Genomic DNA, 14,579 nt, shown 5'->3' on the forward strand with positions numbered 1-14,579 from the left:
AAACACCTTATTGATACTGTCAGGCTCAAGCTTTTAAAGATTGCTACAAAAGTGGTTCACTCTGGCAGATACATAAAATTCAATCTGTGCAGTAGCTGCCCGTACAAAGATGAGGTTTTTCAGATCTTTGAGAATATCTGGCAGCTCAAAGTGCAGTTAGAATAGCAACTATAAACGAACCTTGACAACCTAAAAGCCATTCCAAACGAGCTATAGGGATAGTCTACCCTTTTTCAGTCTCTAAACGCGCCATTTTTCAGCGTTTGTGCTTCGAAAAATTTCCGAAGGCAATTTTGAATGGTTCTAAGGTGTCATGAATAATTCAGGTTAAAACATGTGAGGAGGAGAAAAAGTATATGAAAAACAGATTGATATCTTCTATTATGATGGCGACACTGGCACTAGAACTTGTCGCATGCGGCGGCGCAAAGGATACAGATACTTCTAAAGAGGAAACAACAGTTACCGAGCAGCAGGAAGACGCTGCAGAAGAAGCATCTTCAGAAGAGGCAAGTGCAGAGGAAGAAGCAAATGCCGCTTGTCCCCGCTTATTCAAGGCACCTGAGGATGCAGTTGTAAACGGGTGGAGCCTTATGGATGCGAACAGCAATGAAAACGGCGTTCCCGGAGCACTGGTAGAGCTCGATTTTCGTATGGAGGGCATGGATTATACAGCCAGAGCACAGCGAATGGGTAATGCACGGAACATATGATGAAAGCACACAAACAATTACCTACAGCGACTGCGAGAAACATGATTTTGTTTTGAAGGAAAACGGCGAAGTTGATACCGATGATATTGCTTACACAGACGGTTCAGGCAGCATCAAGATTGTCGATGACAGCTCAATAATCTGGACAGATGATCAGGACCATATCGCAGACGATTTAACTTTGGAAAGATAATAATGTATACAGTATAAAAAAGAGAGTTCTAAAACATCACAGTTTTAGAACTCTTTTTTTTCATTATATATAGCGCTGACAGTACAGTCTTACATCAGATTTCTGAAGAATGCTGTCTCATCATCATTGCACTGTGCTGCTTCCGGAAGCCTCATATTGCAGTGGAATACATGTCCAAGCTCTCCATTGGGACTTGTATAGTACTTGCAGGTAAAGGGCACGGAATTCTTTATCATAACGGCTGCCATCTTGGGAAGCTCATTATTTAAGAAGTCTCCCGTTGCAGACATAAGGAATGACGGAGGATACGCATTTGTTATATATTTTCCTGCGTTCATAACATCGAGATCTTCCTCTGTTACCCTCTTACCGAAAAGATCATCCATGAGATTTCCCATGTTTTCATCTGTTTCGCTTACAGATTTAATCTCAAATGCTGCACAGTTAAATGCAATACCCTTGAAATTAAACTTATCGGATACTGTGAAGTCAAACTTTTTGGAATATTCCTTATTTGTAAGGAAAGCAGCTGTTATGCCTATAAGCGTACCGCCTGCGGAATCACCTACACCAAAAATGTTGTTAAGATCAAATCCGTATTTATCCTCGTTCTCTACAATCCAGTTTGCAACTGCGCAGGTATCCTCCAGACTTGAAGGGAATGTGTATTCCGGTGCAAGTCTGTATGAATAACAAACTACTGCGAAACCTCTCTGGCAAAGAGATGCAGAATAGTATTTGTAAACTTCCTTATCTCCATATACCCAGCCACCGCCGTGAATAACTACAATAACGGGGAGTTTTTTATCTTCCGGAACATCTGCCGATCTGTATACATCAAGCATCTGCCACTCGGGATGTTCACCCTTATCACCATATGTGATATCAGTATATCTTTTTACATCGGAAGGAATTTCAAGTCCTTCATCTCTTATGGCATCGCCTTTAGCAAAATTTGTTCTAATAAATTCGCTTGCTTTTGACATTTCTTTACCTCTTATGATACTAAAATTCTAAATTCTTTACTCTTAATATTCTGCTACTGCTCTCTTAGCTTCAAGATCTCTCTGGATCTGGCCGATGTGCTTATCAATGTTCATAATGATGCACAGTGCCAGAACAACAAGTGAAAGGATTGCTCCGAAGTATCCATAACCGAAACGGATAGATGCAAGAGCTGCCTCTGTCTGAACCTCTGCTGTTCCAACATAACCACCGAAAGCGATGATCCATGTGCAGATAGCAGAACCAAGACCGATACCAACCTTCATACCAAAGCTTGTGCAGCTGTTTACAAGACCTTCTGAACGAACGCCTGTCTTCCATTCGCCATAGTCAACTACGTCAGCTGTTGTAGCGAAGATACCTGACATGATGGGGCCTGTACCAAATCCCTTAACAACAAGTCCGACAACTACAAGCGGAAGATTTGATCCTGCAGCACCGATGAGTACTGAACCCAGAGCCATGATAACAGCACCTGTTATCATAAGTTTTCTCTTACCAAACTTAGCTACGAGCTTAGGCATTGCAAGGTTTACAATCATTGCAGGTATTGTTCCGGCAACAGATGTCCATGAAAGGAATGCGATGTTACCAAGTACGCTGTTGCAGAAGTAGTATGTCATTGAACCTGTTGCAACTACGTTGATGTATAAGAACATGAACATAAGTGCCTGAATAAAGAAGTACTTATTCTTTAAAAGTGCAGGAAGTGCTTTGGAAAAAGGCACCTGCTCTACTTTAACATTTCCGTCCTCTCCTGCATCTACATGCTCTCTAACTCCAAGGAAGCAAAGAATGCACATTGCGCAAGCGATTGTTCCATATATTGCTGAGATTGATCTCCAGCCCATGCTTGCAATAAGGTTAGCTGTAATAACGTTTGTAATAAGTGATGTAACCTGAGTCATTACAAATCTGATAGATGCTGTCTGAGCTCTGTCCTGTACATCAAGTGTCATACGGCTAAGAAGTGCATTATAAGGCAGGTTGTTTGCTGTATAAATAATGCAGTTCTGGAAAATGTAAGTAAGGTAGATATATACCAGTTTGCCGCTGGCACCAAGCGATGCCGGTACATTGAATATCATGAAAAGTGATATTCCCATAAGCGGTGCTGTCCACAAGAGCCAAGGTCTTGCTTTACCATATTTTGTATTAGTCTTATCAACAAGTGCACCCATGATAAGATCTGTTATACCGTCAAATACTCTGCACAGGAGCATCATTGTTCCGATAGCTGCAGCAGCGATTCCAACTGTATCTGTATAATATCCTGTCAAAAAGGATGAGGCCAGCGCAACTATTACATTAGCTCCGCAATCTCCGATACCATATGAGAACTTCTCACTGAATGAGAGACGCCCCTGTTTTTCCTGTTGTTGTTCTTCATAAATTATTGCTTCCATTGTAACCTCCAATCTTGTATTGGGAAACCATATCCCGTTCAACGAATCTTAATATATAAAAAAATGGCAGGTTACTCTTTACATTCCTTGTCGTAAAAATTACGTTTTCTTGACATTGATCAAAAATACACTATAATGACAAATATTGCGATTTTTAATTATTTGAACCATATATATAAAAAGGATTAATCATGTCAGATATGCAAAACAGGGACATCTCCTATGAAGTTGTCCATTACCACACTGAGCTGCCTTTCAAAATACTAAATGTTCATAAAAAGGACTTATACCCGAATAAAGATCTCTCCGCGGTCAGCGATGTCCTCGACCACTGGCACAACGAGCTCGAAATAGTTTATTCTTATTCAAATGATGGAGAATACTATACCGACGGAGTTGCTCATCCCATACAGGAAGATCAGTTTATTATCGTCAACAGCCGAAGCATCCATAAAGTTATCTCAAACAGAACTACGCCTTATGATAAACTGCCCCCGACACTTACGACTGTACTTCAGATAAGTGACTCATTCCTTCGCAATTACATCCCAAACTTCGACGAACTTTACTTTATTCCTGTTTTTAAACCCGGAGAAGAAAGACCCGTCGAAATAATAAAGGATCTCGCACAATATGCAGATGGCAAAGCTCTCACCAAGTATGAAAACATGCGACTTTTAGGCCTTGTTCATGAGCTTTTATATTACATCTGCAAAGATGATCTGAGTCTTAAAGACACCGAATTGCCCGAAAAGAGCAGGAAGAACGCTGATATCCTGCGAAAAATCATTTCATATACTGAAGAAAACTATGACAGTGCCATAAATGAAATGTCTGTTGCCGAGACTTTCGGTTATTCCGCCAGCTATTTTTCCAGATTTTTCAAGTCAAATATGGGAATAACCTATAAAGAGTTCCTGACACGAATGCGCGTCAATGCTGCAAAAGACAGCCTGGTTCAAACCCATAAGTCTATCCTGGAGATTGCCATGGACTGCGGCTTCTCAGACTCCAGAGGCCTTATAAATATGTTCAATAAACTAGAAGGCATAACGCCTCTTCAGTACAGAAAAAAGTATGCGGAAACTATGTAGAGAAATTATCATGCGCTGGCATCCCTGTAGTATTTTGCCTGTGCCTCAAACATAGCGGCATGAACTACCTCCACCGACTCTGCATCGGAAGAGGTTTCTGTTATGCCGCAGAGCGGCATGAACCTTTGGGATGCTTAACGCATCCCAAAGAACAGGGCATGTCCACTACGCCCCTCGTATTATATAGTCATACCCATTCTTTACCTTCTCTATAGGTATCGGGTATGCTGTTGAAGATGCTGTGGATTGGTTTTTATGCCCCTACCGCATAGACGGTTTTGGATAGGCTCCAACCACAGCCTCTTTGTCATAATGTTAATCAGTTAGATACCGCATGACGGTTTATGTAGAACGAGGTTACATCAGCAAAGAGCCCTGTGGATCAACAGCAGCATCAAATACTTTAAAGGAGGATCATGTGTATGATCTATGTTGGCATTGACGTTGCAAAGGATAAGCATGATTGCTGTATCCTCGGTTCAGATGGTGAGATTTTGTTCTCTCCATTCACTATCCAGAACACGTTACAGGGATTTGACGAACTGTATGAGAAGATCTGGTCATTAACCCAAGACCTTGATGAAATAAAAGTAGGTCTCGAGGCTACCGGACATTATCATCTCAATCTTCTGCGTTCGCTCCTTGATAACGGCCTGGCCAGCTATGTTATCAACCCGTTACATACAAATCTTTTCAGAAAAGGTCAGAGCCTTAGAAAGACGAAAACGGATAAAGTCGACGCTGCTTCGATTGCTATGATGTTATTAACCGATAGGACACTCAAGCCCTACTCAGACACATCATACCACAACGAAGAATTAAAGTCGCTCACGAGATACAGGTTTGACAAAGTCCAAGAGCGTGCTAAGCTCAAAACATCTGTCTCCAGACTTGTCAGCATTCTATTCCCTGAATTGGAAAAACTCGTCCCTACACTCCATATGGCTTCCGTCTATGCTCTCCTCTCTGAGTTCCCCGGAGCTTCGTTTGTAGCCTCATCGCATCTGACTCGTCTTAAGCATCTTCTCTATGAAGCATCCAAAGGGCATTACGGACGTGATGAAGCAATCTCTATTCGTGAAGCCGCCATTTCTTCCGTAGGAGCGGTAATACCAGCGAAATCTATGGAACTAAAGCACACTATCCATCTCATTGAAGTGCTTTCTGATGAGATCAATGAAATAGAAACAGCAATCAATTCCATCATGAATACGCTGGAATCTCCAATCACCACTATCCCTGGAATCAAAAATCGAATGGGTGCCATGATCCTTGCAGAGATAGGTGATTTCTCACGCTTTGAGAATGCAGACCAGATCCTTGCCTACGCAGGACTTTCCCCTTCTACATATCAATCCGGACAACTGACTTCATCCTATGCCCATATGGAGAAACGTGGATCTCGCACACTTTCTTGCTCCCTGCCTTCTGGTGGAGCCCGTCTATGTTCTGAGTTATCACGCCGTCCAGCTTTCCGCGTCTTTCCATCTCGGAAAGCTTTTTATGCGCATCATTTGGCAATACATTCCTGCAGTCCAGGTTTTTCCTGAAATAATCAAAGAAAACAGCCGGTTTCTTATTAAGACAGTCATAGCTTAGAAGGTATTCAGGCTTGTATTTACCAAACTTCTGCTCTTCGTTCAAGGAGTGGAAATATTTTTCTTTTTCCCTCTGTGATGAAAAATCAGGTAGCAGCATATGCATTCCTCATGAATGTCAGATTAACCGTATCAATAATTATGATAGCACAACAGGTTTTGGATAAAAAATGGGATTAATGAGGGCTGGCCGACTTTTCATCAAAACCGGCCGTATGTTAGACGAAAGAGTATATATCTATTTCCAAAAGGATTTCTCCTCTCGATGGTTTTACTATACACTCTCTTCCTAAATTGAACCTAAAGGAGCCACTAACTCCGTCCCCAACCTTAGTACACTTATACTTATCACAGAGAATGCCATTTGATGTCCGTACAATTTCCTAGCTCATCAAAACTAAACTCCACAATCCATGGCATCAGAAATCTAATATTCTCAAAATCATCATAGCCAAAAGATTTATCATAATAATTTATAATGGTACTTAATGCTGTGCCATGACTTCCAACTACTATATTTTTTCCTGGATACTTCTTCAGAACATTATCAAGGGCTGCTATATTTCTATCTTGAACTTCCCTAAGACATTCGCCATCTGATAACTTGAAAGAGAAATTGCTCCATTGCTTTTTGGAAAAAGAGGCAAAGTCTTCTATCCAACCACTATCAACTTTTCTTTCTCTAAAGTCCTCAACTATTTCAACAGTCAGTCCATTCTTATCTGCAAAATCCTGAACAGTATCAACGGCTCTCTTAAATGGACTCGAAATAACTATATCTATATTTTTATCAGCCAAAAAAGCAGTAACCTTTTTCCTATCTTCCATTCCACGAGGACTCAACTCACGAATTCTGTCATCATGATTATCATAATTAGGTTCTGCATGCCTTACAAAGAATACTTTTGTCATACTCATCTCTTCATTAAAACTTCTTCAATGGTAAGTTTTACTGCAATTTTATATCTCTACCTCAAAAGGTGATTCGTTATCAAAAATATCACTGTAGAAGCCAAACCAGCTAAGCCCCTCCACAAGGCACTTCACATTGTAGCTTTCTTCCTCATCGAAAACGAATTCTTCGCCGGAAGCCTTCTTTACCTCAAAGACATCAATGATATTTTCCATCAATACTGTATTGACCATCATTTCCAGATGCTCAAGTTCTTCATCGGTTATGGTACACTCAGTCCGGTATCCATTAATGACTGTCTGCATATATTTTTCCATATATGCCCGTCTTTCATCTGCGTCTTCATTCCAGGCGATCCACCCAAGACCATGGGACCATAAATTGGCAATATCATATAAATACCAGCAAGTACGGCAGTTATCAAAATCAAATACATTGATTTTCCCTGTATCATACTCAATGTTATAGTTTCCATCGCTATAGTCAAAGTGAACCATTCCATAGTTTTCGGAGTTCCGCGGAAGTTTGCGCAGTTCCTCCAGAATTTCATGCAGCCTGTCTTTAATCCGACGTCCCATCTTCATATGTGAACAAAAGAAATCATCCGGGATAAGGCTCTCGAAATAGTCTTCATTGTACTTCTCGAAGAAATCAAAACGCTTATGAATCGGGCTGTAGATCTTTGAAAGAGCGTGTATTTTCCCTAAAACCTTGCCTGTAAGATAGAAGTACTCATCTATCGGAACTCCATCAATATACCGGTAACCGTGATCGGCTATCTGATCACCTTTTGCAGCCTCAAACATGGTCACTGCCATCCCATCGATAATTTCAATGCGGTTACCTTTCCTTGAGGGAATGGATTCTGCCACGCTGGCTCCACCTTCAGAAAGATAATGTACATACTCGATTTCCGCCTCATAATCCTTAATGCTTCTATCTGAAAGAGAAGACACTCTGAGGACCGAATCATTTCCAATCATAAATACCAGATTCCTTCCGCCTTCATGCCCTGGGACTTCCTTGGCAGAGGCAGTATCGAATCCGTAAATCTGTGCCGCTTTGATTAAAAGATCTTTTTTCATCATATGACTTTTTTAATCCTTTTCTTCTTTAAGCTGATTTGTGGCCATTTCCTCAATCATAGATTCAAATTGTTCAAGTTTATCAGGTTTTACCTGAAAGAATTTCATCTCGATAAAGGTATTGTTCATCACGCATCCCTCAAAGTATCTTATCTTCAAAAACGAAAATTTATATGTTACTGTACAAAATCTCCAATCTTTCCAAGCGTTTTACCAATGCTATGATACTTTCCAGAATAGATGACTGGATCAAGTACCGTAAGATCAATGTCAAATATATCTTCACATTCAAGTCTTTCATCCATCTGTATATTGCGGATATGACAAAAGAAAGTAGTTGAATCTCCAGTCTCGACAGTTCTTGCAACCTCACATTCATACACCCATCGGCTTTCATTCAATACAGGAACATCCAACACCTCTCCCCTCACAACCTCATAGGAAATATCATTTTTAGCGCCATCTTTGGCATGTTTAGAACCAAAATAATCCATAAGCGACAGCATATCTATGCTGACAAGGTTTGCACTAAAAACTCCGGTTCTTAGAACGTTTTTCTTAGTCATCTTAGTTCCTGCCATACTTATAACAAATAAATATTGGTCGCCATCTTCATGAGTTGCACTTGCCCAGGTGATAGGAGCAAAGTTTTCAGAACCATCCTCGTTATTCGTGCCAATAATAAAAGAAGGCTGAACACACATAGAATATTTAGGATCAACAGATCGTCTTTTTGCCATTTTTTCTCCTTAGATAGTAATTTTATACTGGAAAATATCTTACTTGTGCAAGTTGTACCGCATCATCAATCATTAAGACAAACAGGTTATCTGCTGAAAATGCTATTCCATAAACCTGTTTTACCGGTAACTGTTTGGGAACAGAATCCTTAAACCATGTAAAGTCAGCCATAATGCAATCCCCATAGTATTATTTCCATATTAAGAAAAAGGCGGCAAGTCTTTTAACTTACCGCCTATAATTGTCTGAAGTCACAATGAGTATTATACTAAATTCTGAAAATTATTTCAAAGACATCACATATATCTGACAGGGATTTGCCTCATCCCAAAGAAGCGGGAATACTTCCAGCTCCCTGAACCCACAGCTTATATAAAAGAGATTAGTCCTGTCATAGTCCTCATACATTCCCATCTTCACAGTCTTAACCTGCATGAATTCATACCCTTGAGATCTGGCAGTTTCTTTAGCCCTTTCTACGAGCTGCCTGCCAAAACCGCTCCTGTGATGATCCTGTAAAACACCCATAACAGCCAGTTCGACAGTGGCCTTTCCTGTTTCTTTTAGGCAAAGAAATCCTACATATTCATCATCTTCCTTTGCTGCAAAGAACGTCCAATTGGCGCTCCCGGAAATATATTCCTCTCTGCTCTCTTCTACACCAAACCAATCAGTAAGAGCCTCCAGAACTTTCCTTGCGATAGCTTGTTTTTCATTTGGATCTTTTATCTCCACAATCATTATTATCTTATCCTTTCCCCCTTTATTTTAGCGTTTCATCCGGGTAGTCATAAAAGGCACCCGTGTGAAAGTTTTCATTTCCCAATGGTTTTGCCGTCAGTTTGAAGATCACGCATCCATCCGGACATACAACAGTTTTGGAGTATTTTCCATCACCACCAACTTTGGTGAGATCACCGCCGCTTCTAACTGCTTCCATCAAAGGAAACAGCATCATCATTGTCTTTGAACAGATTCCGTAGCCGTCCGCATTTACCGGACATCCATAGGTACATTTGTAAACATCACCGATTTCTTCACCGTTGCGACAATATCTCTCTGTATGATCTCCATGTAAAAAACCTGTTACCTCTACAGTAAATTCATATTCTTCATCATACCACTTTTTCATAGTTAAAGCCTCCCTGACAATAGAATACTCTAATATACTTCTTCTGCTCATCTGTAAGAGCATTCTGAAGAAAAATCTCTACATCCGGATTATCATTAGGGCTGCCACCCACGCAGAACATAGCCAGGCGCTTGTTCTTCCAGTTAACAGCTTTTTCAAGAAACCACTTACATTTTACAATATTTCCTGCCATTGCCCAACCGCCGTAGCAGATTGCATCATAGTCCTTGAAATAATCTGCACTCTTCTTCTGCGCATTTTTAAGGTCAAGCAGATCTCCACTCATTCTCTCTGCAAGCCACTCTGCGTATCTTTTGGTAAAACCTGTCTGTGATGTGTAAATGATCAGTGTTTTCATAATTCGCTCAAGTTCCTTTCCATTTTCATGATAGTTTGTATGGTAGTTTGCAGGCTCTTTTCATCGATCCCAGCAAAAATGCGTCCAATGATGTACTGGCTCTGCTGACCGTTATTGTCATTCTGTTCCAAAAAGGCCCTGCATTTATCTGTGACAAATATCCGCTGCTTTCGCTTGTCTTTTTCATCGGGAACAGCTGTGACAAAGCCTTTTTTCTCAAGCTTCAGCAGAATCTGCTTCACATTCTGATGAGAGCTGCCCATTACATCAGAAAGCTCATTCAGTGTCGGAGGTTCCTTGCAAAGGTTGATACAAATTATGGCAAAGAACTGTTTCCAGGTAATCTCCTTGAAATATGCATCAGCTGCAGCCTGATATCTGTTATCAAACGCGCTGAGTAATCCAAGTAAAAATGGCTGTGGAGGCATATCTCCAAAATTTACTTTTTCGATATTCATCACTTCATCGTAATTCATGTGAACTCCTTTTATATTATGTAATATATTACCTATATAAACAATGTAATATATTACTTATTTTTTGTCAACTCTTTATGCACGAAAAAAGCTCCGGCATTTTTACCGAAGCTATATAGTGAAGCCTTAGGCCATGAACTTCCTTATACCCTTTTTGTGATTACCGCTATGGCGCAAGGCATACGCCCATCCACCACATAATACTCAACTTCTGTATATCCCATGTCTGCAAAAAATTGCTTGTAGGAATCCAGATCAAACTGTCTCTTAAAATCTGCTCCAAGAAGCGTAATGACCTTTACTGCCGCAGTTCCCGTTCCCTTGGACATATTTATATACGTGGGAATTATGACTTTTCCTCCCGGCTTAACAACACGCTCCAATTCCCGCAATGCCTTCTCCGGTTCCGGCAACAGATGAATCACATTTCCCGCCACCACTTTATCAAACTGACTATCCTTACACTTTATGTTCGTAATATCTGCTTTTTTGAATAGCACGTTCGAATATTTTCGGCATTTCTTTGATGCCTGCCTAAGCATTCCTGAAGCACAGTCAGTCGCAACCAGCTTCCTGCACTTCTGCGCTATATACATGCTGATTGCTCCTGTTCCACATGCACATTCCAGAACTTCATCAGAAGGGTCGATAAATTCAGCAACCTTCTTTCCGGTTCCGGAATAAACCTTTCCGTTATATACATTCTCAAACAAATCATATAAAGGTGAAATCTTATCCCAAAACATAATACTGCTCCTATTTCTCTTTGATTTTTCGGAATCATCCTATCATACTTATAATGAAACAGGCCCAAATACACTTATTTGAGCCTGTTTCACACTTATAATCACAATTCTTTGAAGATCATTACATGCGAACGTATTGCCCCATCCATACGCCAGTCTCCATCTTGATCAGTTCTCCTTACTCTCCCAGTATACAATCATTGAACTTCGCAAAATTCTTTAATGTCCGCTCCAACGCAGCACTAAGCTTTTTCGTCTGACGGATTCCGTCTTCCCACCATAGTCCTTTGACTCTCAAAATTCCCTCTTTGCGATCCGGTATGGCTTCGATACGCCCTACAAACTTATCTCCGTAGAGGATAGGCAGTGTGTAATAGCCATATTTCCTTTTCACAGCCGGAGTATATATTTCCCAGGAATACTGAAAATCCCACAAAGCCTTTATAAGAGCCTTGTCCCACATCAGCGGATCAAGCGGAGCTATGAAAGACATACGAGGCTTAAGATCAGCATCTCCCTGAATCACCTGCTGCATCAGTTCTTCATCTTCTACTCGGTAATAAAACAGCGGCTTAAAGCCTTCCACAATTATCGGAGCTATTTTCCCCTCAGTTGTCAGCCTATCAAGTATCCCTTTACGTTTCTCGGCATTTATATTTATGCCAAGAAGGGCTGTACTGTTTTTATCCCACAAAAGACCTGCCGCACCGATTCTACGAAGAACACGCCACGCGATAAAATCATCTTCATTTTTACAGGGATTATCTGCATTAAGAATTGTCTCCGGTATATGTCTTTTGGCCAGATCATAGTACTTTCGACTTCCCTTTTTGTGGTGTATAACAAGTTCACCGTCTGTATATAACTGCTCCAGTACAGATCTTGCAGCCTGAGACTTTTTATGCCAATTACCACTCCAATGCATTGAAGAATGCCAGAATATCTCTCCTTCAATAGGAAGTGAATCGCTGGACACAGGGCCATGCTCCTTTATGTAGGATATCGCCTGCTCCTTAAGTTCATCCAGCCCTTCAAAAGTATCTCCCAGTTCATGGCTCCTATCCCTATAAGAAGAAAAATAAGGCCAGTCTTCCGTCGGCCATATGGATAACTCTTTATCCGCATAGTCCACAAGTTTGCGGTCTTTATACAAAAGATCCTGCAACATAGATTTCTTAAATCCTTTAACTCTGGACTGCAAAGTCAGCTCTGCATTTTTCCCGCAAACATCTACAGGATCATACTGTATGCAGCCTGCCCGGCGCACATACTCGTATGCTCCATCTTTTCCGATAAACCGATATGTTCCTATCAATCCCTGTTTTAAAAGAATAAATTGTCTTGCCTGTTCATTGGTAATTGTTTTCATCTATATTCTTTCCCGGTATTTGAATCAATAAAGACCATTCGTTCCGAATCAAATTCCAGGTCCGTTCCAACCGGCAAATCATATATAGCTAAAACTGCAGGCTCTATTTCAACAAGCCTGTCAAAATCTACCACTAGATTGTTTTCGGTCACATTTATATATTCCTGGGTATCTGTATCACCAATGGCTCTCCATCCATTATCGACAGGGTTGGCAGACTCTTCTCTAAAGTCATGCAGCTTTTCTGGCTACGAAAACCTTCACCGACTCTGCCAGATGCTGATGGTGCACATGCGTCGCATCAAACTTCACAGTTGAAAAAGCCATCTGCATTATCGGGCCGGTTGCAAATGCGCAGATCAGCGTACCAATACCTACCGGGCCTCCCAACAGCCAACCCACAAACGTTGCCAAACTCAGTAGCGCAATACTCACTGCTCCGATTGGAATCTTCCCGGCTCTCTTGGCAAGCGCCACAAGAAGAGTGTCTCTGGGTCCGCATCCAAGAGAAGCACTCATATAGGTATACTGTGTGTATGCCATTATCACCAGACCAATCACCATGACTACAACGCCCTTTACTAACGAATCACATTCCGGAACAATGTTAATCCTGTTAAAAAAATCTACAGCTTTCCCCACTACAAAAGCATCAATGAACATTGCAATTCCGATAGGTTCTCTTAAAACAATGTCCACTCCAAGGATCGCATAAGATATGGCAACCGAAGCTGTTCCGTAAAGAATCCCAAAAGTTTTTGCCACACCAAGATTCAATACATCCCAAGGACCTGCGCCGATATTGGCCTGTATTGTCAGATACACACCAAAACCATTGAAGAACAGGCTGATCGCAGCCAATAATATATTTGTTGCTATCGCACTTACTGTGCGATTTTCTTTAAACTTAATCATATTTTCTCACTTATAAAAATGGGTTTCAAACTCACATCTTATTATATTCTAACATTCCCATAATAAAACAGACCCAAATACACTTATTTGAGCCCGTTCTACGCTTAATCTATATATTCCGATATAACTTACCTCAGTCTTTCTCTTAATACTCCATTACATCAATTTTCTTCTGCAGTACTCCGGCATAGTCGTGGGCTGTTTTGCCGACTTTCTCAGGGTTGATGGGATAATGGATGTTATAAAGAAGTCCATTATCGCCTGTTTTGTCTGCTAAATGGTCTTCATCAATATGAGCACCGAGAACCTCAAGGCAAAGGATCACGTGGTCGTCGCCGGGAACGACTTCTTTCTCCCAAGCAAGATTACATTCAAGGTTCATGAAGCATTCTTCGACCATGGGCGCATTAACCCACGAAGCCTTAGTAACCCTAAGCCCAGACGCTGTAATCTCATCTGCATCAAACTGATTATTTTTGATGGTATCCATACAGGCAGCATGATGATCGGCGGAAAAGAAGTTGATCACAGCCTGCCCCGTTTCCTGAAGGCTCTTGTACAGATGGCCATTCTTGTTCACGCTGGCGAGTATGGCATAAAAGCCGTTGCCGTGGTCTGCACTGGTAAAAGTCGCCCAGGATTGCATACAGGCATTGGGCTTGCCGTTTGATTTATAAGTTGTAACAAGAAACATCGGAGATGGAATGGTCATAACAAATTCTTTCCATGAGAATCCGAAAGACCTTGATATATCCCCGAAGGTTCCTTTCATCTGTTCAGGCATTTCTTTGTATGAATACTTCATAGCTGGTCTCCTTCGATTTAAAACTGGAAT

20 protein-coding genes and 1 pseudogene are annotated in these 14,579 nt (G+C 41.0%); 5 read left to right on the forward strand and 16 right to left on the reverse strand.

The features are described 5' to 3' along the window. The 3 genes from BLR42_RS16200 to BLR42_RS16210 all read left to right on the forward strand — a co-directional run. Positions 1-165, forward strand: a 165-nt coding sequence (locus tag BLR42_RS16200; protein WP_207648564.1) for a transposase, incomplete at its 5' end; no start/stop codon positions are given. A gap of 191 nt (positions 166-356) precedes the next feature. Continuing rightward, a complete protein-coding gene (locus BLR42_RS16205; RefSeq protein ID WP_091871300.1) occupies positions 357-713 on the forward strand; it encodes a hypothetical protein in 357 nt (118 codons plus the stop codon). Next, on the forward strand, positions 697-906 hold the full coding sequence (locus BLR42_RS16210; protein WP_091871303.1) for a hypothetical protein: 210 nt from the start codon (positions 697-699) through the stop codon (positions 904-906). Before BLR42_RS16205 ends, BLR42_RS16210 begins: the two co-directional genes overlap by 17 nt. Positions 907-995: 89 nt before the next feature. Here BLR42_RS16210 and BLR42_RS16215 read toward each other — a convergent pair whose 3' ends face one another. Together BLR42_RS16215 and BLR42_RS16220 are read right to left on the reverse strand one after the other, a co-directional pair. Further along, positions 996-1,892: an alpha/beta hydrolase gene (locus tag BLR42_RS16215; RefSeq protein ID WP_091871306.1), complete on the reverse strand. Its 897-nt coding sequence runs from the start codon at positions 1,890-1,892 to the stop codon at positions 996-998. 42 nt (positions 1,893-1,934) lie between these two features. Continuing rightward, entirely contained in the window at positions 1,935-3,317 is a 1,383-nt protein-coding gene (locus BLR42_RS16220) for an MFS transporter (protein ID WP_091871309.1), read from the reverse strand. Positions 3,318-3,508: 191 nt separating this feature from the next. Here BLR42_RS16220 and BLR42_RS16225 point away from each other — a divergent pair, with 191 nt between their 5' ends. Beyond that, the gene (locus BLR42_RS16225) at positions 3,509-4,411 is read left to right on the forward strand and encodes an AraC family transcriptional regulator (protein ID WP_091871312.1); all 903 of its coding nucleotides are present in this window, start codon (positions 3,509-3,511) and stop codon (positions 4,409-4,411) included. A 422-nt stretch (positions 4,412-4,833) separates the two neighbouring features. Continuing rightward, a complete protein-coding gene (locus tag BLR42_RS16230; RefSeq protein ID WP_242879384.1) occupies positions 4,834-5,961 on the forward strand; it encodes an IS110 family RNA-guided transposase in 1,128 nt (375 codons plus the stop codon). Here the strand turns inward: BLR42_RS16230 and BLR42_RS24255 are convergent. The 14 genes and pseudogenes from BLR42_RS24255 to BLR42_RS16295 form a co-directional block, all read right to left on the reverse strand. Beyond that, positions 5,861-6,115, reverse strand: a pseudogene (locus BLR42_RS24255) (Sir2 family NAD-dependent protein deacetylase); the annotation flags it as partial. The gene BLR42_RS16230 and the pseudogene BLR42_RS24255 overlap by 101 nt on opposite strands. A 242-nt stretch (positions 6,116-6,357) precedes the next feature. After that, the gene (locus BLR42_RS16240) at positions 6,358-6,921 is read right to left on the reverse strand and encodes a histidine phosphatase family protein (RefSeq protein WP_091871317.1); all 564 of its coding nucleotides are present in this window, start codon (positions 6,919-6,921) and stop codon (positions 6,358-6,360) included. Between the two features lie 48 nt (positions 6,922-6,969). Beyond that, on the reverse strand, positions 6,970-8,010 hold the full coding sequence (locus tag BLR42_RS16245; RefSeq protein ID WP_091871319.1) for a phosphotransferase enzyme family protein: 1,041 nt from the start codon (positions 8,008-8,010) through the stop codon (positions 6,970-6,972). Positions 8,011-8,183: 173 nt separating this feature from the next. Continuing rightward, positions 8,184-8,747, reverse strand: coding sequence for a flavin reductase family protein (locus BLR42_RS16250; RefSeq protein ID WP_022762984.1), 564 nt, complete (start codon positions 8,745-8,747; stop codon positions 8,184-8,186). Positions 8,748-8,769: 22 nt separating this feature from the next. Next, positions 8,770-8,919, reverse strand: a complete 150-nt coding sequence (locus BLR42_RS22910) for a hypothetical protein (protein ID WP_170832833.1) — start codon at positions 8,917-8,919, stop codon at positions 8,770-8,772. Positions 8,920-9,030: 111 nt separating this feature from the next. Next, a complete protein-coding gene (locus tag BLR42_RS16255) occupies positions 9,031-9,489 on the reverse strand; it encodes a GNAT family N-acetyltransferase (RefSeq protein ID WP_091871322.1) in 459 nt (152 codons plus the stop codon). 22 nt (positions 9,490-9,511) lie between these two features. Then, entirely contained in the window at positions 9,512-9,880 is a 369-nt protein-coding gene (locus tag BLR42_RS16260) for a TIGR04076 family protein (RefSeq protein ID WP_091871325.1), read from the reverse strand. Beyond that, positions 9,864-10,238: a flavodoxin domain-containing protein gene (locus BLR42_RS16265; RefSeq protein ID WP_091871327.1), complete on the reverse strand. Its 375-nt coding sequence runs from the start codon at positions 10,236-10,238 to the stop codon at positions 9,864-9,866. Before BLR42_RS16265 ends, BLR42_RS16260 begins: the two co-directional genes overlap by 17 nt. Further along, the gene (locus BLR42_RS16270) at positions 10,235-10,714 is read right to left on the reverse strand and encodes a MarR family winged helix-turn-helix transcriptional regulator (protein ID WP_022763521.1); all 480 of its coding nucleotides are present in this window, start codon (positions 10,712-10,714) and stop codon (positions 10,235-10,237) included. Before BLR42_RS16270 ends, BLR42_RS16265 begins: the two co-directional genes overlap by 4 nt. Before the next feature lie 143 nt (positions 10,715-10,857). Beyond that, positions 10,858-11,460, reverse strand: a complete 603-nt coding sequence (locus BLR42_RS16275; protein WP_022763520.1) for a class I SAM-dependent methyltransferase — start codon at positions 11,458-11,460, stop codon at positions 10,858-10,860. A 178-nt stretch (positions 11,461-11,638) separates the two neighbouring features. Further along, on the reverse strand, positions 11,639-12,829 hold the full coding sequence (locus BLR42_RS16280) for a winged helix-turn-helix domain-containing protein (RefSeq protein ID WP_091871330.1): 1,191 nt from the start codon (positions 12,827-12,829) through the stop codon (positions 11,639-11,641). Beyond that, the gene (locus tag BLR42_RS16285; protein ID WP_091871332.1) at positions 12,826-13,068 is read right to left on the reverse strand and encodes an immunity protein Imm33 domain-containing protein; all 243 of its coding nucleotides are present in this window, start codon (positions 13,066-13,068) and stop codon (positions 12,826-12,828) included. Before BLR42_RS16285 ends, BLR42_RS16280 begins: the two co-directional genes overlap by 4 nt. Beyond that, positions 13,061-13,744, reverse strand: a complete 684-nt coding sequence (locus BLR42_RS16290; RefSeq protein ID WP_091871335.1) for a YczE/YyaS/YitT family protein — start codon at positions 13,742-13,744, stop codon at positions 13,061-13,063. The genes BLR42_RS16285 and BLR42_RS16290 overlap by 8 nt, the downstream gene beginning before the upstream one ends. Positions 13,745-13,889: 145 nt before the next feature. Further along, a complete protein-coding gene (locus tag BLR42_RS16295) occupies positions 13,890-14,549 on the reverse strand; it encodes a flavin reductase family protein (protein ID WP_091871336.1) in 660 nt (219 codons plus the stop codon). Positions 14,550-14,579 lie beyond the last annotated feature (30 nt).

Source organism: Butyrivibrio sp. INlla16 (assembly GCF_900104155.1).
GTDB lineage: Bacteria > Bacillota > Clostridia > Lachnospirales > Lachnospiraceae > Butyrivibrio.

What these genes read in the sequence shown, in the direction of transcription:
- BLR42_RS16205 (WP_091871300.1), top strand. Translation starts at nt 357, where the DNA reads ATGAAAAACAGATTGATATCTTCTATTATGATGGCGACACTGGCACTA.
- BLR42_RS16210 (WP_091871303.1), top strand. Translation starts at nt 697, where the DNA reads ATGCACGGAACATATGATGAAAGCACACAAACAATTACCTACAGCGAC.
- BLR42_RS16215 (WP_091871306.1), bottom strand. Translation starts at nt 1,892, where the DNA reads ATGTCAAAAGCAAGCGAATTTATTAGAACAAATTTTGCTAAAGGCGAT.
- BLR42_RS16220 (WP_091871309.1), bottom strand. Translation starts at nt 3,317, where the DNA reads ATGGAAGCAATAATTTATGAAGAACAACAACAGGAAAAACAGGGGCGT.
- BLR42_RS16225 (WP_091871312.1), top strand. Translation starts at nt 3,509, where the DNA reads ATGTCAGATATGCAAAACAGGGACATCTCCTATGAAGTTGTCCATTAC.
- BLR42_RS16230 (WP_242879384.1), top strand. Translation starts at nt 4,834, where the DNA reads ATGATCTATGTTGGCATTGACGTTGCAAAGGATAAGCATGATTGCTGT.
- BLR42_RS16240 (WP_091871317.1), bottom strand. Translation starts at nt 6,921, where the DNA reads ATGACAAAAGTATTCTTTGTAAGGCATGCAGAACCTAATTATGATAAT.
- BLR42_RS16245 (WP_091871319.1), bottom strand. Translation starts at nt 8,010, where the DNA reads ATGATGAAAAAAGATCTTTTAATCAAAGCGGCACAGATTTACGGATTC.
- BLR42_RS16250 (WP_022762984.1), bottom strand. Translation starts at nt 8,747, where the DNA reads ATGGCAAAAAGACGATCTGTTGATCCTAAATATTCTATGTGTGTTCAG.
- BLR42_RS22910 (WP_170832833.1), bottom strand. Translation starts at nt 8,919, where the DNA reads ATGGCTGACTTTACATGGTTTAAGGATTCTGTTCCCAAACAGTTACCG.
- BLR42_RS16255 (WP_091871322.1), bottom strand. Translation starts at nt 9,489, where the DNA reads ATGATTGTGGAGATAAAAGATCCAAATGAAAAACAAGCTATCGCAAGG.
- BLR42_RS16260 (WP_091871325.1), bottom strand. Translation starts at nt 9,880, where the DNA reads ATGAAAAAGTGGTATGATGAAGAATATGAATTTACTGTAGAGGTAACA.
- BLR42_RS16265 (WP_091871327.1), bottom strand. Translation starts at nt 10,238, where the DNA reads ATGAAAACACTGATCATTTACACATCACAGACAGGTTTTACCAAAAGA.
- BLR42_RS16270 (WP_022763521.1), bottom strand. Translation starts at nt 10,714, where the DNA reads ATGAATTACGATGAAGTGATGAATATCGAAAAAGTAAATTTTGGAGAT.
- BLR42_RS16275 (WP_022763520.1), bottom strand. Translation starts at nt 11,460, where the DNA reads ATGTTTTGGGATAAGATTTCACCTTTATATGATTTGTTTGAGAATGTA.
- BLR42_RS16280 (WP_091871330.1), bottom strand. Translation starts at nt 12,829, where the DNA reads ATGAAAACAATTACCAATGAACAGGCAAGACAATTTATTCTTTTAAAA.
- BLR42_RS16290 (WP_091871335.1), bottom strand. Translation starts at nt 13,744, where the DNA reads ATGATTAAGTTTAAAGAAAATCGCACAGTAAGTGCGATAGCAACAAAT.
- BLR42_RS16295 (WP_091871336.1), bottom strand. Translation starts at nt 14,549, where the DNA reads ATGAAGTATTCATACAAAGAAATGCCTGAACAGATGAAAGGAACCTTC.